Origin of the sequence: Vibrio cholerae (assembly GCF_008369605.1) — a bacterium.
In the GTDB taxonomy this organism is placed as follows: domain Bacteria; phylum Pseudomonadota; class Gammaproteobacteria; order Enterobacterales; family Vibrionaceae; genus Vibrio; species Vibrio cholerae.
The window spans coordinates 1,381,682-1,403,021 of the sequence record NZ_CP043554.1; the positions used below are offsets into that span (position 1 = coordinate 1,381,682).

Here is a 21,340-nt window from a genome sequence, read left to right on the forward strand (position 1 = left end):
GTTTTGCTGAAGTCCGAAAGCAGAAACTAGTTGATAAAGCGCTCTGGGAAGTCGGAGAAAATGGCATCGACTTTGTCTAAATAGCGGAATTTATCCACTTGATTGAGGGTGTAACACCAAATCTGATAGCCACCATTTTTCAAATCGCGGATGTGTTTTTCTGTGATCCAGCGGTAGTTGAGGTTACAGCTAAACGCATTCACCTGTTTAAGCACTTGGCGATCCCGCTGAGTCAAACGCTCACTCAAAATCCCCAATTTATAACCCGGACAATGCTGGTGCAGTTGTAAAATAATGTCGTGGCTAAAGCTCGACAGTAAGATTTTGTCGGCAACCAGTGGGCTCTGGTCAAGTTGCGCTTTCAACTGTTGTACAACACTGGCCACATCATGCTTATCGACTTTGACTTCAATATTGAGTCCTAAATCGTGCTCGGCGGCGAGCCCCAGCAGCTCTTCCAGCGTCATGATGGTTTCGCCCGCAAAACGAGGATCAAACCAAGCACCGAAATCAAGTTGCTTGAGTTCGGCGAGTGTGTACTCATCAATGCGACCTTTGCCATTACTGCAACGGTCAATCGTATGGTCGTGACACACAACCAATACATTGTCTTTGGTCGGTTGTACGTCAACTTCCACCCAAGATAAACCAAGGTTGATAGCGGCTTGTACACTGACACGGGTATTTTCTGGATACGTTCCAGCCACCCCACGGTGGCCGACGATGATTGAAGGCATCATGCTTCCTTAGTGAGAATCACACTCAAATCACGATTCAATAAGTTCGACGTGGTGCAAAAGGGACAACTGTTGAAAAGCAGGCGTACTTTTATCGACGAAGAGGCGATGCATTTCAGACAGTTCACCACTGACCACGGGAGCATAACGCTCTAATTTGCTTTTGTCTGCAACTAACCAACACTGTTCGCTATGTTCTATGATGGCGCGGGTTAAATTGGCTTCTTCTGGCGTAAAATCAAGCAATTGACCGAGAGAATTGAGCCCGCCCACACCAAAAATTCCAACCTTAATATTAAAGCTACGATAAAAGCGGGTTGTCGCTTCACCGACGGTATCTTCATCGGAATGGCGAACCAGCCCGCCCGCGAGGTGCAAATTGATGTTGGGGTTACGGCTTAAGGTCAGTGCGGCATTGAGGTTGTTGGTTACCACAGTCAAGCCGGGATGATCGAGCAGCGCTTGCGCCACTTGTTTCGGGGTTGTCCCGATACCCAGAAAAATACTGCATCCTTCCGGTAATTCTTGCGCCACCCTCTGCGCGATTCGCTGTTTTGCGGAGAGATTGATCAGATCGCGATTACTGAACGATAAATTATCATTCGGACTAGGTAGCGAAATCCCGCCATGTACGCGGCGTACCATACCTTTGTCGCTCAAATCGTTCATGTCTTTGCGAATGGTTTGTACCGACACCTCAAAGCGTTCAGAGAGTAGGGCGCTCGAAAGCACCCCGTGGGTTTGTTGTAAATATTCCAAGATCTGTTTTTGGCGGGATGATAATAGGCTCACAACTTTCCTTATTGTCGCTATTAACGTGTAGCGATTTTACTGTTTAAAGAACAAGCATGCGGCTGAGTAATAAGCCTTTTTCCTTGTTGATCAAAAAGATGCAGCTGATCAAAGGCAACCCAAATCGGCAATGTTTGATGCACATCGAGCGGAATTTCTGCGGTCACCGCGATGAAATCCTGCTCGCTATCTAGGCCTAAAATCTTGCCATGCACGAGTTGATTCGGGCCTAGCGGCTCTACCACTTGAATATCCAGTTTTAACTCAATGGCATTGGCTAGCGGTTGCAGCGAGGCGTGTTCAGGGCGAATACCTAACGTGATGGTGTGATGGTCGGCCGATGCAAGCTGAGGTAACGAGCAGGATTTACCTGCAATCTGCAGTTGTCCTTGTTTGATGGACGCTGGGAGGAAATTCATGGCAGGGCTGCCGATAAAGCTCGCGACAAAGGTGCTGGCTGGCTGATGGTAAACTTCGGCGGGTGTGCCGACTTGCTCAATTTCGCCCTGTTTAACCACGACAATTCGGTCCGCAAGCGTCATCGCTTCCACCTGATCATGGGTTACGTAAACACTGGTTACGCCAAGTTCACGCTGTAGTTTTTTGATTTCTAAGCGCATGTGCGCACGCAGTGCCGCATCCAAGTTCGAGAGCGGTTCATCAAATAAAAAAAGTTGCGGATCGCGCACAATCGCCCGTCCCATTGCTACGCGCTGGCGTTGTCCGCCGGAAAGTTTGGCTGGTTTTCGGTCCAAGTACTCTTCAATCTTTAGGGTTTTCGCAACCTTAGCAATTTTCGTTGCGATGGTTTGCTTATCTACACCACGATTTTTAAGGCCGTAGGCGAGGTTATCGTAGACACTCATATGCGGATAGAGCGCGTAGTTTTGGAACACCATAGCGATGTCGCGATTGGCCGGTTTTTCGTTATCGACGCGGCGTCCCGCCAGATGAATTTCGCCGGAAGTAATGCTCTCTAAGCCTGCGATGGAGCGCAGAATGGAGGATTTTCCGCAGCCCGATGGGCCGACTAAAACGATAAACTCCCCTTGATGAATCGACAGATCCACGCCTTTCACCGCTTGATGGCCGTTATCGTAAGTTTTGACCAGTTGTTTGATGTCTAACATAACAGGCTCCGCGTGTTTGGCGCTGCGTAGCAGATGAATATTGGAGTTCTGATTATTTTTCACTTTCGACTAATCCTTTTACAAACCAACGTTGGAAAATCACCACCACCAAAACCGGTGGTAGCATGGCGAGGATCACCATGGCAAACGCGTAGTCATAACGCGGCAAGCTGGTTTCATTGATGTTATTGAGAATCTGTTTTATGCCCATCACTATGGTGTTGTACTGCTCATCCGTGGTCATCATGATCGGCCACAGGTATTGGTTCCAACCCACCACAAACATGATGATGAAAATTGCGGCCATCATGGTTTTCGAGAGGGGAAATAAAATATCGATAAAAAAGCGCACCGGTCCTGCGTTATCAAGCTGAGCCGCTTCCAACAGTTCATCCGGTATGGTTTTAAAAAACTGACGGAAGAAAAACGTCGCGGTAGCGGAGGCGATGAGTGGCAGCACTAAGCCTGTGTAGCTATTGAGCATGCCTAAATTGGACACCACTTCGTAAGAGGGAATAATCCGCACTTCGAGCGGCAGCAGTAGGGTAATGAAAATCAGCCAGAACCACGCGCTGGCATAAGGCAAACGAAAGTAGACCAAAGCGTAAGCGGCCATCATCGAAATTACGATTTTGCCAATCGCAAAACCCAAGCCCATGATCATTGAGTTAACGATCATGGTTTGCGCGGTGACATTACCGGCAAAACCGAGGCTTTTATTCCATGCTTCGCGATAAACTGCGCTGAGATTATCGCCAAGAGTCCATTGCAAACCTTCCGAGACAATGGTGTTTGGCTGATGGGTTGAGCTTGCGAAAATCAGCCACAGCGGCACTAGCATAAACAGTGCGCCAGCGATAAGGATCAAATGATCGGAGAGTCGATTACTTTTCATCGTAACTCCTTAGTAATGAACACGTTTTTCAACAAAACGGAACTGCAACCAAGTCAGCGCCAGCACCAACACGAGTAACACCACCGATTGCGCCGAGCTGCCGCCAAGGTCAGCACCAACAAAACCATCGCGATACACCTTGTACACCAGTGAGGTGGTACTGCCGCCGGGGCCGCCATTGGTCATGGTGTCAATCACGCCGAAAGTGTCGAAAAAAGCGTAAGTGAGGTTGATCACCAATAGGAAAAATCCCGTCGGGGCGAGCAGCGGAAAGGTGATGCTCCAAAAGCGTTTGCTGTCGCTTTGGCAATCGAGCAGCGCCGCTTCGCGTACCGCGTAGGAAATTGACTGCAAACCCGCCAGAAAATAGAGGAAGTTGACCGAAACCTGTTTCCAGACTGAGACCAAAATCAGCGCAATCGTGGCATCCACAGGATCGGTCTGAAAGCTAAATTGCCAGCCGATGTATTGGAAAAAGTCGGACAGGACACCAATGTGCGGATTAAACAGAAAACCGCCAATGATGCCCGCGACGGCAGGCGCAACGGCATACACCCACGTTAGCGTGACGCGATACGAACCTTGGCCATGAATGATGTTGTCGGCTTTTACCGCGAGTAACAGCGCAAGTGCCAGCGAAAGAAAAGAGACAATCACCGAAAACAGCAGAGTAAAGCCCAGTGAGTCAAGATAGTCGGTTGAGCTAAACAGTACCTGATAGTTTTCAAACCAAACAAAAGTTGAGGAGAGCCCCCAAGGATCTTCCAACATAAAAGAGAGATAAATCGCTTGTGCGGCAGGATAAATAAAGAATACCGCGATGATCACGATTTGCGGCGCAAGCAGCAAATAGGGCAGCGGAGTGTGAGCGAAATGTTGTCGACGTTGCACAGGAAAACTCAAATTAGACAGTAAAAATAACAAGCCGCCAGCAAAATCTCAGGATAATGCTGGCGGCGTTTGGGGTTATTGCACGGTACGAGCAAAGCGATTCAGTAACTTAGCGCTTTCATCTTCGACTTTATTCAAGCTGCTCTCGACAGTTGAGCGGCCAGAGAAAATGTTATCGAACTCGCGATGCATGACTTCGCGCACTTGTGGGTAGTAACCGAGGCGATAGCCTTTGGTCCATTCACCATCAGGCAAGCTAAGCTGCTTTACACCCACTTCTGCATCCGGGTTTTCTTGGTAGTAGCCCGATTGTTTGGTCAGGTCGTAGGCTGCATTGGTGACGGGCACATAACCTGTGGTTTTATGCCAATTCATTTGCGTTTCGGGCTTGGTCAGGTAAGCGAAGAAAGCCGCGACACCTTTATCTTGCGCTGGGGTGTGACCCTGCAGTGCAAACAGCGCAGCACCACCAATAAAGGTATGGGTTGGGTTTTTGGTGACCGATTCCCAGTAAGGCAGGTAGGTCGTACCGAGATTGAATTTCACGCGGTTACGTAGACCACCGAATGAGCCAGAAGATCCCATCCACATTGCCACTTCGCCGCGCTCGAATGGCGTTTGGTTGGCATCCCAATCACTGCCGTAATACTTGTAGTAACCTTTATCTGACCACTCTTTGAGTTTTTTCACATGCATCAGCATATCGTCAGAGTTAAACATGATTTTCGTCGAGAGATCTTGATAGCCATTTTGCTTATCAGAAAGCGGTAGGTTGTGGCGAGATTTGAAGTTCTCAAACATGATCCACGGCGTTAAGGATTGGGCAAATCCCGCTTGACCTTTTTCGGCTAACTTAGCAGCAACTTGTTCTAGCTGCTCATAAGTTTGTGGCGCTTGCGCGTTAACGGAAGCTAACATGTCTTTGTTGTAGTACAGCACAGGCGTTGAGCTGTTGAATGGCATGCCGACCATTTTTCCCGTGTTATCGGCATAAAAGTTACGTACCCCAGCAATGTAATCTTGTGCGGTGAACGGATAGCCTGACTCGATCATCAGATCTTGCACGGGTTTGGCAACGCCTTTGCTGCTCATAATGGTGGCGGCACCAGCATCAAACACTTGCAAAATATTGGGTGCTTGGCCAGCACGAAACGCCGCAATACCTGCGGTCAGTGTTTCTGTGTACGAACCTTTATAAACGGGAGTGAGCTTATAGTCGTTTTGTGAGGCATTAAAGTCAGTTGCCAACTGATTGACCGTTTCACCCAGTTGACCACCCATGGCATGCCACCAAGTAATTTCGGTTGCCGCTAATGTTGAGGCTGAAAAAACGCCAGAAGCGGTTGCTGTAAGCAAACCGGTTAACCATACCTTATTCATTGATTCATTCCTTGTAAGTTTCGAACGAGACTGTTTGTGTTTCGTTAGAAGGTATAGTGGCGAGCAAAAGTTACAGTGCCGTGGCTGAAAAATGGCAAAAATATGAAAGATTTATGGAAAAGGTATGACAGATACACGGGAGTATTTCACCGCGAATAAGACGATGGCGTGCGCGATTTGGCCGCCAGAATAGACTTAAGACGGTTACGAAGCGCGAATTAAAACGGTATGAATGGAAAACAATGGTTGAACTTGGTTGATAATGAGAGCGTTTCTCAATAGAATCCCAACCATTCCTTAAACGGCTAATCACAACCCATGAAAAGATGTCTCTCACTTCTTTGCGTTTCGGCACTTTTGCCAGCGCATGCCGCTTCGCTCGATCAAGCGCAAGCGATTCAAAACAGTACTAACCAAGCTTCTGCACAGAGCCAGCAAAAAATTGACCGCAGTGCCGAGCAGAGTTTGTTACTGCGTGCGGAAATCGAACAGTTGAACGAAGAAGTCAAAAATCTTCAGGTCTACCGTAATCACTTACAATCTTTGGTTGCCAATCAACAGCAAGAGATGGCCAGTCTTGAACAGCAAACCGAAGAGATCAAACGCACGCGCCAAGGCATAGTTCCTTTGATGTATGACATGATTGAAGGACTGGAGGAGTGGGTTGCACAAGATAAACCGATTCGTCTTGCGGCACGTCAAGAACGCATTGAGAAACTCAAAGAACTGATGCCTCGGGCAGATGTCAGTGATGCTGAAAAGTACCGTCGTATTCTCGAGGCATATCAGATTGAACTCGACTACGGCAATAAACTTGGCACCTATCAAGCCAAAATCACTCTCCCTTCTGCACAAGAAGTGGAAGCGGATGTGCTCTATTTAGGTCGTCTGTCGCTATTAGCACGCAGTTTGGATGGCGAGCAGTTCTGGACTTGGAATTCCAAGCAGAACGCATGGCAAGCAATCACGGATGCCAACAAAAGCGATCTCACTGCCGCTTACCAATTGGCTCAGCAACAGATTGCGCCGACACTGTTGAACTTGCCTGTTTCGTTGACCGCTGCGGAGGCTAAATAATGACACTTAGAAAGACCACCTTAGCACTGGCATTAAGTCTGCCATTTGCCTTTGCAAGTGTTGCTAACGCATCAAATAGTCTCGTCCAACAAGCGACGCAGGAAAAAGCGCAACAGCAACAACACAACCAGCAGCGTGAAGCGGGTTTTGTACAAACGGCGCAAGAATTACAAGCCGCGAAAGCCGAGTTACTGGCTGAGCGTAACCGTCTACAGAAAGAGGCGGATCAGCTATCTAGCCAGTTCAGTGATAACGAAAATACGCTCGCGCGTCTTGAAGAAACGCTGCGTTTGGAAACCGGTAGCTTAGGTGAGATGTTTGGCGTAGTACGCCAAAACGCGAAAGAGCTGCAAAGTGAACTGGATCAATCAGTGACTGGCGTTGAGCCTCGTGCTCATCAGCAGAGCATTGATGACGTGGTGGCCGCCAAAACCTTACCGTCAATGGCTCAACTGCGCGGTTTATGGCAAGCCATGAGTGAAGAGATCCGTGCGAGTGGACAAATCCAAACTACCGAAATTCAGTGGCTCAACGGGCAGGGTGAAACGCAGACCGTACCCGCGTTACGTTTAGGTTCGCTTGGATTAATTTCCGAGCAAGGCTATGTGAAGTGGGATAATGCACGTCAGCAAGCATTGAGCTATCAACAGTTACCATCCGATTTCCCAACCTTCAGTCATATTCGTACTTTAGTTGATGGTGACGTTGTCACCATGAAAGTCGACCCATCACGCGGTGTGTTGCTCGAACAACTGGCGCTCACCCCAACACTTAGCCAACGCCTACAAGCGGGTGGTGTGATTGGTAACGTGATCCTCGTGTTACTGGGTGTGGGATTAATTATTGCTTTGTACCGTGGCGCGATATTGGCCACTCTGCGTCAAAAGATCAAAGCGCAACTCAAAAACCCAGAGCAGCCGGGGAATAACCCTCTCGGACGTATTTTGGCGGTTTACAACAAAGAGCAGCAACGCAGTGTCGAAGCGCTCGAGCTGCGTTTACTTGAAGCTGTTGTGGATGAGCAAAATCATCTTGAGACGGGCCTGTCGATGCTGAAATTGCTGGCCGCACTGGCTCCTATGCTTGGATTACTCGGCACCGTGACCGGGATGATTGAAACCTTCCAAGTGATCACCCAGTTTGGTAATGGCGACCCGAAAGTAATGGCGGGGGGGATCTCGATGGCCCTAGTCACTACCGTGGAAGGCTTGATTGCGGCGATTCCACTGCTACTGGCGCATAATATTTTGAGCGCGCAAGCGGAAGCGATCCGCAACATCCTCGAGAAACAAGGGATTGGTCTTGTGGCACAGCAAGCAGAACGTGATTGTGGTGCCGCGGTTACTCAATCTCGTGTTGAACAAGCAGCATAAGGGCGAGTGATGAATTCAGCATTCTCTTTCCTACTGGATTACTGGCAACCGCTGGATGAGTTTATGGCTCAAGGCGGCGCTGTGCTCTGGTGGTTAGCGGTGGTTGTTTTGCTCTGTTGGCTGTTAGTGATTGAGCGTCTGTTATTTTTGAGCGTTACCTTTCCTAAACAGCGCCAACATTGGGTTGACCTCTGGTTGCAACGTGCGGATCAACACAGCTGGTTTGCTCGCTCCATTCGTGAACAATGGCTGGGCGAAGCACACAATGCGCTCAATCAGAATCTCAACTTAATTAAGGTTCTGGTAGCCATTTGTCCTATGCTTGGCTTACTTGGTACCGTCACCGGAATGATTTCCGTGTTTGATGTGATGGCCACACAAGGCAGTAGTGATCCAAAGTTGATGGCATCCGGTATTTCATTGGCCACACTGCCGACCATGGCGGGCATGGTGGCCGCATTAGCGGGACTCTTCGTCCACGCACGTTTGAGCAAAACCTGTCGTGGACTTGAAATGAAATTAGAACAAGCGTTAAGGAGCCAATCATGAGGCTAGGGCGCAGAACGTCAAAGCAAGAAGAAGCGCAGATCGATCTGACTTCGATGCTCGACATCGTCTTTATCATGTTAATTTTCTTCATTGTGACCAGCTCGTTTGTGCGCGAATCGGGTGTGGAAGTCAATCGCCCGACAGCGGCGCATGCCGTAAGCCAAAAACAGGCTGGGATTTTTGTGGCGATTACCGCGGCCAACGACATCTACATTGATAAACGTCAGGTAGACGTGGAGCGAGTGCAAGCGACTTTAGAGCATCTGTTGTTAGACCAACCGGATGCTTCCTTAGTGATTCAAGCTGATGAGCATGCCTTTAACGGCACCGTGGTCAAAGTGATGGATGCGGCGAAAGGCGCTGGAGTAAAAAGCATTGCATTAGCGGCGGAGAAACCCTAATGGGACGCTTGATCTTAGCCAGCCCGATTGCGTTGTTAGTGACACTGGCGCTGTTTAGCTTGATGGCTTGGATGGTGGATAACGGCGGAAAGAGCATTCCTAAACCGACCGCTGCGCTCAGCTTTACCATGGTCATGGCTGAGCAGGAGCAAGATGTACAACGCAGACAACGTAGCGTACCAGAGCAGCCACAAGTCCCGCAGGTGCCGACACAAGCGCCTGCAAAAGCTGAACAAACGGCGGCACTCGATGTTTCAGACCTCAATCCGTTGATGGACTTAAACCTCAGTACCGCCATGGAAGGGGTCGCCGTTAACGCGCCTCAGTTTGGTGATTTCGCGGTTAACCAGCAGGTGATGCCGCTACACAGGGTTGAGCCCAACTATCCAGCGAAAGCTCTGCAACGGGGAGTGGAAGGTTACGTTATCTTGCGTTTTACCATCGATGAGTTGGGAAAAACGCGCGATATCGAAGTGGTGGATGCTAACCCGAAACGCTATTTTGAGCGTGAGGCGATGCTGGCTCTGCGTAACTGGAAATACCAGCCTAAGATAGTGGATGGTCAACCCGTAAGCCAACCCGGACAAACGGTTCGACTGGAGTTTAAACTGAACAAATGAAACGACGAATCTTAAGTTATCTCTTGCTCTCTTGCCTATCCGTGACGACTTACGCCGCGGAGCTGACACCGTACACGGCCAGTAAAGTGGTGAAAGCGAATCAGCTAGCACAAGAGAATAAGGTGAAAGAAGCGATTCAGATCCTAAAACAAGCAGAACTCAGCCGTAGTTATGATCGCGCTTATGTGGCGCGTATGCTTGGGGTGTTTTATTGGCAGAATGAGCAAATCCCTGCGGCGATAGCATCCTTGAAATTGGCGGTAGAGAGCAACGAGTTACAAGATGATCAAGCGTGGACAACACGCAAAATGTTGGCTGATCTTTTGATAAGCCAACAAGAGTATCGTTCAGCACTCAAACATTACTACACGCTAGCGCAAGCCATTCCCGCCGATCAAAAAGGGGATGAACTCTGGCTGCGCATTAGTCAGTTGCACTTCCAAATGCAAGAGTGGAAGGCGGTACTGAATGGGATGCAACAGTATGCTCAGTTCCAAACCAAGGATGCGGTATTGCCACTTTCACTACAATTAGGCGCACAGCTTAATTTGGAACAGTGGAAGCCGGGAATTCTCACCCTAAAACGCTTATTGGTGTTGGAGCCACAGAAAACCGAGTGGTGGCGTCAGTTAGTCAGCCTAGAGCTGCGAGTTGGCCAGAAGAAAGAGGCGCTCAGCACACTGGCATTGGCGAAGATGCAAAAAGTGGCACTTAACCAACAAGATTTGCGTTTGCTTGCTCAGCTCTATGCGCAAAATGGCATTCCAGAGCGTGCTGCACAAGTGATGGAAAGCCTAGATGAGGCACAGAGCAATCAACAGCTTATTACTGAGCGAGCCATCTACTGGCAACGTGCGAAAGAGTGGGATAAAGCGATCGCTACGTGGCGTTTAGCGGCGACAAAAGATGCTAAATATCACTGGCATGTCGCACAGTTATTGCTGCAAGAGGGCCATTATCAACAAGCACTTGCTGAACTGGATCAGGTCAAAGAGCGTGATAAACAAGCGCAAGTCGCTTTAGCGAAAACGCGTGCTTTGTATAAGCTCAATCAATTTGAGGCCGCATTGGTGCAAGCTAAACGAGCAGACAGCCTCCAATCATCAGAGAGCGCCAAACAGTGGATCAAATATTTGTCGCAGCAGCGTCAAACTCAATCCACCCAAGATTCGTAGCGATGTTCTAGAGTTCGAGATATACCCTTCCTACTTGAAGTTGCAGCGGTGTTGGCTACGTTCGTTCACCCAAATCACATAGTTTGCCTATGCTCATGGGGATTCGCTTATTTACTGCCTACCTGCAACTCCAAGTCGTTTGGGTATAGATGCAATAAACAGGTGATACAGTCAGCTTTGCTATGTAATTCTCTGTTTGCTCAATAACGAGATTTAATGAACTGTTTCGCATCGTGAATGCTTCGCTCTTCCACACATCAGCGTCCCTAATGACAATGTTTGCGCATTCTCATTAGGGACGTGACCATGCTGATACGACTGACGCTCACTGCTGCCGCGATCATGCTGGCCCAGCAAACGCTGGCCAATGATGGGCCGCTGGCTTTTATTCCAATTACTTACGCCAACAACTACCAACACGGCATTGATATTTTCGATTACTGGAAAAGTGAGAAGCTTGACGGTATCCGCGCGATTTGGACGGGGAAACAACTGGTCACACGTAACGGCAATCCTATCTCTGCCCCCGCTTGGTTTACCGAGTCGTTACCCTCTTATTCACTCGAAGGTGAATTGTGGGCAGGGCGCGGCAATTTCTCACTGGTACAGCAAACGGTTTTAGATAGCCAACCAGCTGAGTCCGCATGGCGCAAAATCAGCTTAATGTTGTTCGATATGCCTGATGCGGCGGGCGATTACAGTAAGCGCTATTACAACCTCATCCATTTGGTGAACAGCCTTGATCTCAAGCATATCCGATATGTCGAACACACCCCGATAAAATCTGAGGCGGAACTGCTTTCCTACCTTGATAACATCAGTGAGAAATCGGGGGAAGGGGTAATGCTGCGCAAAATCAGCGCTCGCTATCAGGCAGGGCGAAGTAATGATTTGTTGAAGCTGAAAAGGCATCAGGATGCAGAAGCAACCGTGATTGGTTATCGGCTCGGCATGGGAAAATACAAAGGTAAAATGGGCTCTATGCTGGTGCGGACCGAGGACGGGCTGGAATTTTATATCGGCAGTGGATTTAGTGATGTCGAGCGCGCCGAGCCACCCAAGATTGGTAGTGTTATCACCTACCGCTACAACGGACTCACAACGGAAGGCAAACCAAGGTTTGCCCGTTTTGTTCGGGTCAGAGAAAACTATTGAGGCAAGCTACTGAGCTTGCCCAACCGTAATATGACAACGCGCAAACAGCCGCTGCCAATATTGGGCATGCTGCTGAGTCGCAAGACGGAAAGTTTGATGGCTGGCTTGAATCGGAAACGGTGAGTGAGGTTGCTCAAACAGACCAAGTTGTGCTGATAACTGGTAGTAGGTTCGATCCAGTGAAGCGAGATAAGGTTGTATTTTTTCAACGTATTGGCTTTGGAATACATTGCGTAAGTAGTTGAGTTTGGTCTTATCACGATGAGGCCCACAGACAATCGCATCATCATGCTTCTCTAACTGCTGCGTCATCACATTTAACCAGACGCTCGCACGATCCAACGAAAATTTTAAGTGGCCTAATAAGCGCTGTTTCTCTAGCACTTCTTGCTGAGAGGCTAATGGTTCGGAAACTATGGATTGCTCTGAAACGAGTTGGTGTTGAATCGTGTTGAGTTGGTCTAGTGCTAACAGCAGCTCACTGTGGCTCCATTGTTCATCGTACCACTGCGAACCACTGAGTTGAGTACGCATGGTATCACTGGTGTAAAGCAAATTATGCCAACGTGAAGCCAGCTCCTGCTGTTTGATGTTTTGTATATCGAGCAACTGTGCTTTCAAGGATTGGCTAAGTTGCGGTGAGGTTAAGCAGCCTTGAATGCCATTTAATAAAGCGACCTGGTAATCCCATTCGCGAAATTCATCCTGCACTTTACCTAAAATCGAATTACGCTCGGCAATCAACTCAAATAAGCCGCATTGACGCAGTTCGTAACTGTCGAGCAAGCTAATGGTTACGGGGTCTATAGCTATCAACAACTCACGTTTTTCGGGAAGCGATTGAGCGACCATCGCCGGTGGTGATAAGGCATCACGCTGCTGAACATTGGCGATACGCGATAAGTAGCGATCAAAATCCGCGTCGATTGCTAGACGTGGTTCGCATCCAGTAAGCAGCAAAAGTGCAGCCAGTACAACGCTTAAACGCATAATTCCCTCTCAATGGGTCCTTTTACTTATCCCTTCTTAATCGAAGCTGCAGCTTGAAGTCGGTAGGGGATAATTTGTCAGTCACAGATTGTCTACTTATAACGCTAAGTCCTTTAGATATACGTAATACTGCGCTTATGGTTCTTCTCAATCAATAAAAAGGCCAGCATAGATTGGCTGGCCTTGATGGGATTTTCTATCGATTATTTTGCTGCAAGGTGTAACTGTACGTCATCACTCTGTTTTTGCAGCCAGTACAAACGCTGTCCTAGCATCAGTGCGGCCGCCGAGAGTCCGATGATAAATCCGAGCCAGAAACCTTTAGCACCTAAGGGTTGCTCCGTCAGCCAGTTGGTCATCCCTAGGATATAACCGGTGGGCAAGCCAAGTACCCAGTAGGAGATAAATGTACGATGGAAAATCGCTGTCATATCTTTATAGCCACGCAGTGATCCTGCGGCGACAACTTGTACTGCATCCATACATTGATAGATTGCCGCAAACAGTAAGAGCTGCATCGCCAACGCCACCACCACTTGGTTTTCGGTATACAGCAGCGCGATCTGTTCACGAAACAACACGGTGAGCAACGCGGTAATACAAGCGGTAGCAAGGCCAGTCATTAAACCCACATTGGCAGCAATTGCAGCGCCTTTCGTGTCTTGCTCACCTAACTTATGGCCAACACGAATAGAGACCGCGGCACCAATACTCATTGGGAACATAAACACCAAAGAAGAGAAATTGAGCGCCACTTGGTGCGCCGCCACGACAGTTGATCCTAACGGTGCCACTAAAAGTGCGACCACAGCAAAAAGAGTCACTTCAAAAAAGAGGGCGGCTGCAACAGGAAAACCTAAGCGAAATAGACGGATCAACTCTTTTGGCTGTGGTTTATGGAAAGTCTCAAACACTTTTACATGTGCTAGACGCTTAGAGGTCACGATGTAAAACAGTAGCAGCAGCAACATGATCCAATACACAATCGCGGTTGCAACGCCACAACCCACACCGCCTAGCTCTGGTGCGCCAAATTTCCCGTAAACGAAAATCCAGTTGAGAGGAATATTGAGCAATAACCCAATAAAACCAATCACCATCGCAGGTTTGGTCAGTGACATACCATCGGTAAAACTGCGCAGTGCCTGAAACAGTAAGTAAGCGGGGACCGCAAAAATGACGGCGTGCATATAACCGACGGTTTTGGTCGCCATTGCCTCTTCTACATCCATAAACCGAATGATGAATTGGGTTTGAAAGAGTACCGCAATGATCGGGATCGAAACCAATAACGCGAGGATCAACCCCTGATGAACTTCAAACGGAATCTTGTGTTGGCGACCTGCGCCATTGAGCTGGGCAACGACCGGCACTAAAGCCATCAGCAAACCCACGCCAAACAAAATGGAAGGTAGCCAAATACTGGCTGCGATCGATACCGCGGCCATGTCTATCGCACTGACACCCCCCGCCATGATGGTATCGACAAAGCCCATACCCGTTTGCGCGACTGAGGCAATCAGTACGGGTGTCGCGAGTTTAATTAAATTTGATGCTTCTTTTTTGTAACGATGCACAGAGTTCTCCAAAGAGGGACAAGCAAAGAGGAGCCTAAATAGTGAGTCGCGGGATACTCAACTTATGGCAATGGATGGCATGATAATGAAATGTCGCATTAAGCTCCACGAAAAACTGATTTAAATCACAGATTATCGGGGGATTGATGATAAGACGATGAGGACTAGAGTAGGGGCTTTTGGTTTTAAGTAGTTTGGATATACAAGCTTGTAAAAAGAGCGCCCCGATGGGCGCTCTATACAAAATCGAATGATTAGAAAATTTGTTCATCGTCTGCATCAACATACAACTCAATGGTGTCGTGCAGCTCATCAACTGTCATGTTGAGATGGATTGCGTGACAGCAGGCTGGGCAATCATCATAAAACTCCTGACTTCCGTTCGAAGCATCTAAAGTCAAACGGATCCCGTGGCCGCAATGCGGACAGGTAACTGACTTTTCCGTGAAGTTTCTCATATCTCTCTTCCTTACGTCCTTTGAGATACAGTAATACTAAGCAGGGAAGTTTCTTAAAGCGTAAAATTAAGTCTAAAGTTTGAAGGTCAACATAAAATCAACAATTAAGTTTGCCAGCTATGATCCAAGAAAAATCAATGAGTAACAGTTAAAGCATTCAGTAGGACAATATCTTCTCAATCAATTTCTGTGCTTCATCCAAATAATGCCCACCAAACTGGTTATAGTGGTTTATTACATGATAAAGGTTGTAGATATCTTTTCGTTCTTCATAACCCCAATCGAGTGGCCACACGCTTTCATAGCCTTGGAAAAACTCAGGTTGAAAACCACCAAACCATTCAGCGAGAGCAATATCACACTCGCGATCTCCCCAATAACAAGCAGGGTCAAAGCACAAGGGGCCATTAACGGTGTTGGCGACATTGCCAAACCAGAGATCACCATGCAGTAGAGAAGGGCGCGGAGAGTGGTTGGCCAGACGAGTTTTGACCATCTCAACAAACTCATTGATGTTGGTGAGGTTGACCCCTTTTTCTTGCATTAGCTGTAGTTGCCAACCGATACGCTGCTCTGCAAAAAATAATGCCCACTTTTTGTGCCAAGGGTTAGGTTGAACTGTCGCTCCAATGTAATTATCGATATCGAAGCCAAACTCTTTTTGCTCTCCCCAGCGATGCAGGTTGGCCAGTTGCACCCCAAATTCGTAACTTCGTTCGGCGTCATCTAATGGCTTGGTCGCTAAATAGTTAAGCACCAGATAAGCATGCGTTTTGCTCGTGCCGTGCAGAATGTACTCGGGTACTTGAACGGTGTTGGACTCGCGCATCACACGCAAGTTTTCCATCTCGGCGGTAAATTTGGTCAGATACTCGCGTTGGTTTGTTTTCACAAAATAACGATCTATTCCATCACTAACCATAAAGCATTCATTAATGTCACCCCCATGCACTTTTTCTTTTTCAACGAGGTGAAAATCTTTGCCCAACTGCTCGGACAATTGTTGAATAATTGCTGGCCACATAATTCAAGCTCTCGGTTATTGATCTGCATACTGGCTATAACTTGAATCTACAGTGGTGTTGGCTAGGTTCGTTCATCCCAATCACAATGTTTATCTATGCTCATGGAGATGAACTCACTTGCCGCCTACCTGTAACTCCAAGTTGTTTGGGTATAGTTTATGCCAAGCGTTCCAATATGAAAGTTTATGAGTGCACATAAATCTAACTTGAGTAAAAATTGCAGAAGTAGAAACACCCAAGTGTGATTTAACTCATAAAATCATTATGTTCACTCCCATAATATCGTGCGCAGTGTGCGTCATGAGATGGCACTGCAAACAATTTTTCGAATAATGGGATAAAACTCATCTCAGTCAGTCAGTTTTAGCTCATAATTAAGCCGTACTAAGCAAATTAATCGAACTCCTGGTGGAAAGTGCAGCAACTAGCATTTGCCATCTGTGAAAATAGCCATTCATGTCTTAGTATTAAACAAGATACAAACTAACTGGCGAACAGCAGCAGTAAAGCGGAGAAAGAATGTGGTTGTAGAAACCGATGGATATCTGGCCCTGATTGAACATCTGTCATTCAATATGGATGTCTTCACTCAGGAAGGGGATACGGGAACTGAAAGTGTTGAGGATGTCATCACAGATATGGTGGCAAGCAACATCATGTCTATTTTTGAACAAAACCCTGAGCTTCATTCTAGTGTTCGCTTCCAATTACTGAAAGAAGCCGATTCGGTGGTCGAAGACTTAGGCGAAGTGTTAGCGGGGGTTTGGCATCGCCCCGCGACTAATGAGCAGATCGCCTTTTTGGATGAATACATCGCCCTAGTGAAAAATTTGTTTGACTCAGCCGTTGCGAAATACGACTAACCCCCATTCATTAGTTTGACAACAAAGGCGGATTCTCAATCCGCCTAAAATGCCAAAATTTTGAAGCCCAGTAAGGGTTATCCATTCTCGAAATGATCACGCCTTTCGACGTTGAAGCGTGCATAAACTGCTTATCCCCTAAATAGACACCGACGTGAATATTGGTGCGGGATGTCTTAAAAAATACCAGATCCCCATATTGAGCATGTTCATACGCGATTTTCTGACCCGTTTGCGCTTGAGACTGTGTGGTGCGCGGTAAATCTCGTTGCCATGCGTCGCGGTAAGCAATTTGTACGAAAGCTGAGCAATCAATGCCGTTTTTGCTATTCCCGCCTAAACGATAGGGTACGCCGCGCCACTCTGTGAATACACTCGAAAAATTCGCCAATGGTAGGTTACTCGAATTCGGTTCGGATACAGAAGTATCTGGTTCTGAAGGCGGAGTGGCTGTACACCCGACAAGGAATCCTAGAATAAGCAGAGAAAACGTTTGCTTGACCGTCAACATGAGTCACCTTATTGACAAAAAAATGAAATAAAACTGAAACAGCCACTACCTACCATGGCGTCGACTCTCAAACCTAAGACGCATTTACATGGCTTTGACAAAAAATTTATCCTTAACCCAAACACTCGGTGCGGTGTTTCTATGCATAACCATACTGATGATTAGCTTATCTGTCACCAGTTTACGTGGCATAGAGCGGGTTGGCGCTCAGTTTAATCAACTGTCTGAACAAGCTTTGCCCTTTGCGCTCAATAATGCAGCGTTAACGCAAAATTTTCTCGAACAAGTGAAGTACCTAGGTTATGGCACTCGTAGCCAATCTGAGCAAGAGCTCAATCAAGTGCTCAATGAATGGCAAAAGCTGGATGCTCAAGCGGGAGATGAAATAACAAGATTGCAGCAGAACGTACAATTGCTCTCTAGCGCTGAAGCGGTTCAACAAGCCGAGCAGTTACAGCGAGAGATCCTTCATTTTCAACAGTTAGCCCAATCGATTCTCAAACTTCAACAACTGCAATTGAGTAAAACAGCGCAAATCAGTGAGCAAGCGAAAAAATTTCGTTATGGCTTGAGTTCAATCGGACCTGAAATGGGCCGTATCGCCTCGTTTTTAGCGGTGGATAACCCAGAAGCCATGGATGCTGCGAACCGATTTACCGCCAGTGCTAGCGCAATGGAAAGTGCTTTTTTATTGTTGTTTATCGAAGAAGAGATGTCAGCAGCGCAAAAATACCGCCAAGAGTTAAAAAATCGGGTAGCGGGATTGGAACTGGCGTTTGATGACTTCAAAGAGTGGTACCCAGAAATTAAAGATTACGCAAGCTTAACTGCCCCCTATGAAATGGTGTTAGCCGGCTTTCAAGCGCAAGCAGTGATAGAGCAGATCATTAATAAACTGGAAGACGCGCAACAACAAAATAAGGATTTTGCAAGCGCTGCAGAGGTTGCGCAGCAACTTGTCACGCAGCTCAATCAGTGGTCAACATTGGCTCAACAACACATTGTGCAGGGTAAGCAAGAGGTAACATCAACCATTTCTGCTGTCACCCTAACACAGCAAATCAGCGGCACTCTCTTGGTGCTGGCGATTTTGGCGGTGTGGTTTGGCTTGCGCCGTTGGATAGGGCGAGCGCTGAACAACATCACTCGTCATCTCACGCAGTTAACACAACATAAGCTTAACCACAGATTAGATTTAGTCGGGCCGCAAGATTTTCAAAATGTCGCTGCGCAACTCAATCAAGTGATCGTATCAACGCATGAGTCACTCGCATTAGTCACGCGCAACTGCGAAACGCTCTACCAAACGGCTGAGCTGAGCCATGGTTCCGCAGAACAATCAAACCAAAGCTTAGCGGCGCAAAATCAAGCCTTGTTGACCATGGCTGCAACCATTAATCAACTGGACGCATCAATTCGCGAAATCGCCGGAGTGAGTCACGATTCGTACACGGATTCTGTGGAAGCGGCGGAACATTCCGCGCAAGGTGTGAAAGTGATAGGGCAGAATCAACAGCGTTTACAAGCATTAGAAACCACCTTAGCGGTTAATGATGCGGCGATGTCTGAACTCAATCAGCGCGTAAGCAGTATTCGTGAGATGGTGGATATGATCAGTGGCATTGCCGATAGCACCAATTTGTTAGCGCTGAATGCGGCGATTGAAGCCGCACGAGCCGGAGAGCAAGGACGCGGTTTTGCCGTAGTGGCTGACGAAGTTCGTAAATTGGCCAGTGATACCAGCAAACAGACCACCAATATTCGTGACATGATGAATGAGTTGGTGACTGCGGCCAGTAAATCACGCCAAGCGGTGGATGAATCGCGTAAAGAGATGGTCACCGCCCTACAATCGAGTGAAGAAGTAAAAAGTACCTTTATGCAGATTGAGCGTGCAGTGGCACATATTCGTACTCGAGTCGAGCAGATCACTCAAGCGACCGAAGAACAAAAACGAGCCACGGCGGATGTAAACAAAGCGGTAGCGCAAATTTCCGAACAAGGGCAAGAAACCAAACGTCAGTTGGATGCCATGTTGGAAAGCGCTGAACAAGTCGCAGAGATTGCTGGTCATCAACAAGCGATGTTGCATAAGTATGAGTTGAACTGATTTAACGTTCGCGAAACGGTTGAGTCAGCATTTTATCCAGCCACTGTTCTCGTGCTTGACGAAACAGTGGCAAGCCAATCTTCATTCGCTCATGGCCCATTTCTGGCTGCGCAATATAGGTGTGAAACATCTTGTCCCATATCGAAAGAAAAAAGCCGAAGTTGGAGTGGGTCTCGTGAACTAAAACGGAGTGGTGGACTCGGTGCATGTCCGGTGTTACGACCAGTAAACGCAGCCACTGGTCGATTTTATAGGGCAGCTTAGCATTGCTGTGATTAAACATCGCGCTGGCATTGAGCAAAATTTCAAACACCACGACGGCCAACGGTGATGCACCCAATAACGTCACTGCGCCGATTTTTATCCACGCAGAAATCATTATTTCGAGCGGATGAAAGCGACTGCCAGTGGTGACATCAATATCTTGATCCGCATGGTGCATGCGGTGTAGCCGCCACAACAAAGGAATACGGTGAAACAACAGGTGCTGCCAATAAATCACCGCATCCAGTAATACCACCGCAACGAAGAGCGCGATGAAAGGTGGGATCTCCAACCAATACAGCAAGCCAAACTGTTGGCTTTGCGCCCATTGCGCGGCACTGAAGGCTAAAATTGGCATCAGCGCGGTGATCAAAAGGCTATTAAAGCCAACCAATCCGAGGTTATTCAGCCAGCGAACCCGCTTACTTTGTGACAAGGTTTTGCGTGGACGATTCGATTCCCACAAGGCACAAATCACTAATACAGAGAAAAAAATCGCTAAGCGGATCAGCTCAATTTGTTCACTCATTGGGTTCTCCTTGATTTGGGCCACGTCGAGAATCTTTACTGGCGCAAAAGCCCTGTGGTCAGTAAAATCGCAGCCATTTTTCCGCCAGTAGTCCGAGCCATGAGAATTCACGCTTTCCATCACTTATATCAATATCGCCTAGAACGTTCAACCAAGCCATTTTTGGCGCGGGGTGGCAAGATTAAACGCTGCTTGTACTGTCTGGTTGAGTTGACGCACTGCTTGTGTGCCCATCAGCCCGATATTGAAAGCCAAGTGGCGGTAATGCTGATCGTCTCTGAAAACGAAGTATTTAAACCCAGCAACACTGGGCGCTTAATTGCAGACACAGTGAAAGAGACCCATGTATATCAATGGAGTCGTACGGAGCCAAACCCAGAGATGCTCGCGTTACTCAGTAACCCTGCCTATTATCCGGTGCTGATTTTTCCCGCGGAAACGGAAGAGGACAAAACTCGCGTGTTAAGCCCAATCCCCACAGAGTTTGCAGGTAAAAAACCATTATTGGTATTGATTGATGGCAGTTGGCGTGAAGCGAAACGCATCTTTCGCAAATCTCCGTATCTTGCACCATTGCCTTTGGTATCGGTGGAGCCGGAACGCTTATCGCAATACATCATGCGTAAATCGGAAAACGAACAGCACTTGGCAACAGCAGAAGTGGCTAGCTTGGTGTTGGACATGTTCGGTGATCGACACTCCGCAATGACTTTATCGCTGTGGTTCGAGGCATTTAAAGAAACTTACCTGACCTGCAAATCGCGCAATAAGCCGAGTATTACTAAACCCGCATTGCAACGATGGATAGCACATCAACAAAACGCGAACTGCCTCTAAA

22 protein-coding genes are annotated in these 21,340 nt (G+C 47.7%); 10 read left to right on the top strand and 12 right to left on the bottom strand.

Going from position 1 to position 21,340, the window contains the following annotated elements:
- Window positions 1-26: 26 nt before the first annotated feature.
- The 6 genes from F0316_RS06550 to F0316_RS06575 form a co-directional block, all read right to left on the bottom strand.
- Window positions 27-737: a glycerophosphoryl diester phosphodiesterase gene (locus F0316_RS06550; RefSeq protein ID WP_001139219.1), complete on the bottom strand. Its 711-nt coding sequence runs from the start codon at window positions 735-737 to the stop codon at window positions 27-29.
- A gap of 30 nt (window positions 738-767) precedes the next feature.
- Entirely contained in the window at window positions 768-1,529 is a 762-nt protein-coding gene (locus tag F0316_RS06555; protein ID WP_000055355.1) for a DeoR/GlpR family DNA-binding transcription regulator, read from the bottom strand.
- 20 nt (window positions 1,530-1,549) lie between these two features.
- Window positions 1,550-2,722, bottom strand: a complete 1,173-nt coding sequence (locus F0316_RS06560) for a sn-glycerol-3-phosphate import ATP-binding protein UgpC (RefSeq protein WP_149560323.1) — start codon at window positions 2,720-2,722, stop codon at window positions 1,550-1,552.
- Complete coding sequence (gene ugpE, locus F0316_RS06565; RefSeq protein ID WP_000841544.1) at window positions 2,712-3,554, bottom strand: sn-glycerol-3-phosphate ABC transporter permease UgpE; 843 nt, start codon at window positions 3,552-3,554, stop codon at window positions 2,712-2,714. The genes F0316_RS06560 and ugpE overlap by 11 nt, the downstream gene beginning before the upstream one ends.
- A 9-nt stretch (window positions 3,555-3,563) precedes the next feature.
- Window positions 3,564-4,445: an ABC transporter permease subunit gene (locus F0316_RS06570; protein ID WP_001189750.1), complete on the bottom strand. Its 882-nt coding sequence runs from the start codon at window positions 4,443-4,445 to the stop codon at window positions 3,564-3,566.
- 75 nt (window positions 4,446-4,520) lie between these two features.
- A complete protein-coding gene (locus F0316_RS06575; protein WP_033928535.1) occupies window positions 4,521-5,825 on the bottom strand; it encodes an extracellular solute-binding protein in 1,305 nt (434 codons plus the stop codon).
- Window positions 5,826-6,143: 318 nt separating this feature from the next.
- On the opposite strand from F0316_RS06575, the gene F0316_RS06580 reads away from it, so the two are divergent.
- From F0316_RS06580 to F0316_RS06610, 7 genes are all read left to right on the top strand, one after another.
- Complete coding sequence (locus F0316_RS06580; protein ID WP_001884818.1) at window positions 6,144-6,902, top strand: DUF3450 domain-containing protein; 759 nt, start codon at window positions 6,144-6,146, stop codon at window positions 6,900-6,902.
- On the top strand, window positions 6,902-8,275 hold the full coding sequence (locus tag F0316_RS06585) for a MotA/TolQ/ExbB proton channel family protein (protein WP_000175315.1): 1,374 nt from the start codon (window positions 6,902-6,904) through the stop codon (window positions 8,273-8,275). The genes F0316_RS06580 and F0316_RS06585 overlap by 1 nt, the downstream gene beginning before the upstream one ends.
- A 9-nt stretch (window positions 8,276-8,284) precedes the next feature.
- Entirely contained in the window at window positions 8,285-8,824 is a 540-nt protein-coding gene (locus tag F0316_RS06590; protein WP_001083290.1) for a MotA/TolQ/ExbB proton channel family protein, read from the top strand.
- Entirely contained in the window at window positions 8,821-9,225 is a 405-nt protein-coding gene (locus F0316_RS06595; protein WP_001236425.1) for an ExbD/TolR family protein, read from the top strand. The genes F0316_RS06590 and F0316_RS06595 overlap by 4 nt, the downstream gene beginning before the upstream one ends.
- Entirely contained in the window at window positions 9,225-9,845 is a 621-nt protein-coding gene (locus F0316_RS06600) for an energy transducer TonB (RefSeq protein WP_149560324.1), read from the top strand. The genes F0316_RS06595 and F0316_RS06600 overlap by 1 nt, the downstream gene beginning before the upstream one ends.
- Window positions 9,842-11,020 carry a tetratricopeptide repeat protein gene (locus tag F0316_RS06605; RefSeq protein WP_000829065.1) on the top strand — a complete coding sequence of 393 codons (1,179 nt, stop codon included), beginning with the start codon at window positions 9,842-9,844 and terminating at the stop codon, window positions 11,018-11,020. Before F0316_RS06600 ends, F0316_RS06605 begins: the two co-directional genes overlap by 4 nt.
- Window positions 11,021-11,326: 306 nt before the next feature.
- Window positions 11,327-12,175 carry a DNA ligase gene (locus F0316_RS06610; protein ID WP_057568002.1) on the top strand — a complete coding sequence of 283 codons (849 nt, stop codon included), beginning with the start codon at window positions 11,327-11,329 and terminating at the stop codon, window positions 12,173-12,175.
- 6 nt (window positions 12,176-12,181) lie between these two features.
- Here F0316_RS06610 and F0316_RS06615 read toward each other — a convergent pair whose 3' ends face one another.
- The 4 genes from F0316_RS06615 to F0316_RS06630 form a co-directional block, all read right to left on the bottom strand.
- Window positions 12,182-13,165: a DUF3080 domain-containing protein gene (locus tag F0316_RS06615; RefSeq protein WP_149560325.1), complete on the bottom strand. Its 984-nt coding sequence runs from the start codon at window positions 13,163-13,165 to the stop codon at window positions 12,182-12,184.
- Between the two features lie 203 nt (window positions 13,166-13,368).
- The gene (gene vcmA, locus F0316_RS06620; RefSeq protein WP_000555127.1) at window positions 13,369-14,742 is read right to left on the bottom strand and encodes a sodium-coupled multidrug efflux MATE transporter VcmA; all 1,374 of its coding nucleotides are present in this window, start codon (window positions 14,740-14,742) and stop codon (window positions 13,369-13,371) included.
- A 254-nt stretch (window positions 14,743-14,996) separates the two neighbouring features.
- Window positions 14,997-15,200: a CPXCG motif-containing cysteine-rich protein gene (locus tag F0316_RS06625; RefSeq protein WP_001243592.1), complete on the bottom strand. Its 204-nt coding sequence runs from the start codon at window positions 15,198-15,200 to the stop codon at window positions 14,997-14,999.
- Window positions 15,201-15,357: 157 nt separating this feature from the next.
- A complete protein-coding gene (locus F0316_RS06630) occupies window positions 15,358-16,224 on the bottom strand; it encodes a fructosamine kinase family protein (protein WP_149560326.1) in 867 nt (288 codons plus the stop codon).
- 522 nt (window positions 16,225-16,746) lie between these two features.
- Here F0316_RS06630 and F0316_RS06635 point away from each other — a divergent pair.
- On the top strand, window positions 16,747-17,088 hold the full coding sequence (locus F0316_RS06635; protein WP_000259894.1) for a DUF3802 family protein: 342 nt from the start codon (window positions 16,747-16,749) through the stop codon (window positions 17,086-17,088).
- A 10-nt stretch (window positions 17,089-17,098) separates the two neighbouring features.
- On the opposite strand, the gene F0316_RS06640 is transcribed toward F0316_RS06635, so the two are convergent.
- Window positions 17,099-17,599: a C40 family peptidase gene (locus F0316_RS06640; RefSeq protein ID WP_000958712.1), complete on the bottom strand. Its 501-nt coding sequence runs from the start codon at window positions 17,597-17,599 to the stop codon at window positions 17,099-17,101.
- 88 nt (window positions 17,600-17,687) lie between these two features.
- Between F0316_RS06640 and F0316_RS06645 the strand changes: the two genes are divergently transcribed.
- Window positions 17,688-19,709: a methyl-accepting chemotaxis protein gene (locus F0316_RS06645; protein WP_149560327.1), complete on the top strand. Its 2,022-nt coding sequence runs from the start codon at window positions 17,688-17,690 to the stop codon at window positions 19,707-19,709.
- Between the two features lies 1 nt (window position 19,710).
- Here the strand turns inward: F0316_RS06645 and F0316_RS06650 are convergent, their stop codons facing one another.
- Window positions 19,711-20,502 carry a sterol desaturase family protein gene (locus F0316_RS06650; RefSeq protein WP_000003105.1) on the bottom strand — a complete coding sequence of 264 codons (792 nt, stop codon included), beginning with the start codon at window positions 20,500-20,502 and terminating at the stop codon, window positions 19,711-19,713.
- A 99-nt stretch (window positions 20,503-20,601) separates the two neighbouring features.
- On the opposite strand from F0316_RS06650, the gene F0316_RS06655 reads away from it, so the two are divergent.
- Window positions 20,602-21,339 carry a tRNA-uridine aminocarboxypropyltransferase gene (locus F0316_RS06655; RefSeq protein WP_059261017.1) on the top strand — a complete coding sequence of 246 codons (738 nt, stop codon included), beginning with the start codon at window positions 20,602-20,604 and terminating at the stop codon, window positions 21,337-21,339.
- Window position 21,340 lies beyond the last annotated feature (1 nt).

Bases quoted from the DNA above. Each gene is read 5' to 3' on its own strand.
- F0316_RS06610 (WP_057568002.1), top strand. From the start codon at position 11,327: ATGCTGATACGACTGACGCTCACTGCTGCCGCGATCATGCTGGCCCAG.
- F0316_RS06655 (WP_059261017.1), top strand. From the start codon at position 20,602: ATGAGAATTCACGCTTTCCATCACTTATATCAATATCGCCTAGAACGT.
- F0316_RS06640 (WP_000958712.1), bottom strand. From the start codon at position 17,599: ATGTTGACGGTCAAGCAAACGTTTTCTCTGCTTATTCTAGGATTCCTT.
- F0316_RS06605 (WP_000829065.1), top strand. From the start codon at position 9,842: ATGAAACGACGAATCTTAAGTTATCTCTTGCTCTCTTGCCTATCCGTG.
- F0316_RS06650 (WP_000003105.1), bottom strand. From the start codon at position 20,502: ATGAGTGAACAAATTGAGCTGATCCGCTTAGCGATTTTTTTCTCTGTA.
- F0316_RS06590 (WP_001083290.1), top strand. From the start codon at position 8,285: ATGAATTCAGCATTCTCTTTCCTACTGGATTACTGGCAACCGCTGGAT.
- F0316_RS06595 (WP_001236425.1), top strand. From the start codon at position 8,821: ATGAGGCTAGGGCGCAGAACGTCAAAGCAAGAAGAAGCGCAGATCGAT.
- F0316_RS06630 (WP_149560326.1), bottom strand. From the start codon at position 16,224: ATGTGGCCAGCAATTATTCAACAATTGTCCGAGCAGTTGGGCAAAGAT.
- F0316_RS06575 (WP_033928535.1), bottom strand. From the start codon at position 5,825: ATGAATAAGGTATGGTTAACCGGTTTGCTTACAGCAACCGCTTCTGGC.
- F0316_RS06625 (WP_001243592.1), bottom strand. From the start codon at position 15,200: ATGAGAAACTTCACGGAAAAGTCAGTTACCTGTCCGCATTGCGGCCAC.
- F0316_RS06585 (WP_000175315.1), top strand. From the start codon at position 6,902: ATGACACTTAGAAAGACCACCTTAGCACTGGCATTAAGTCTGCCATTT.
- F0316_RS06615 (WP_149560325.1), bottom strand. From the start codon at position 13,165: ATGCGTTTAAGCGTTGTACTGGCTGCACTTTTGCTGCTTACTGGATGC.
- F0316_RS06645 (WP_149560327.1), top strand. From the start codon at position 17,688: ATGGCTTTGACAAAAAATTTATCCTTAACCCAAACACTCGGTGCGGTG.
- F0316_RS06600 (WP_149560324.1), top strand. From the start codon at position 9,225: ATGGGACGCTTGATCTTAGCCAGCCCGATTGCGTTGTTAGTGACACTG.
- F0316_RS06580 (WP_001884818.1), top strand. From the start codon at position 6,144: ATGAAAAGATGTCTCTCACTTCTTTGCGTTTCGGCACTTTTGCCAGCG.
- F0316_RS06550 (WP_001139219.1), bottom strand. From the start codon at position 737: ATGCCTTCAATCATCGTCGGCCACCGTGGGGTGGCTGGAACGTATCCA.
- ugpE (WP_000841544.1), bottom strand. From the start codon at position 3,554: ATGAAAAGTAATCGACTCTCCGATCATTTGATCCTTATCGCTGGCGCA.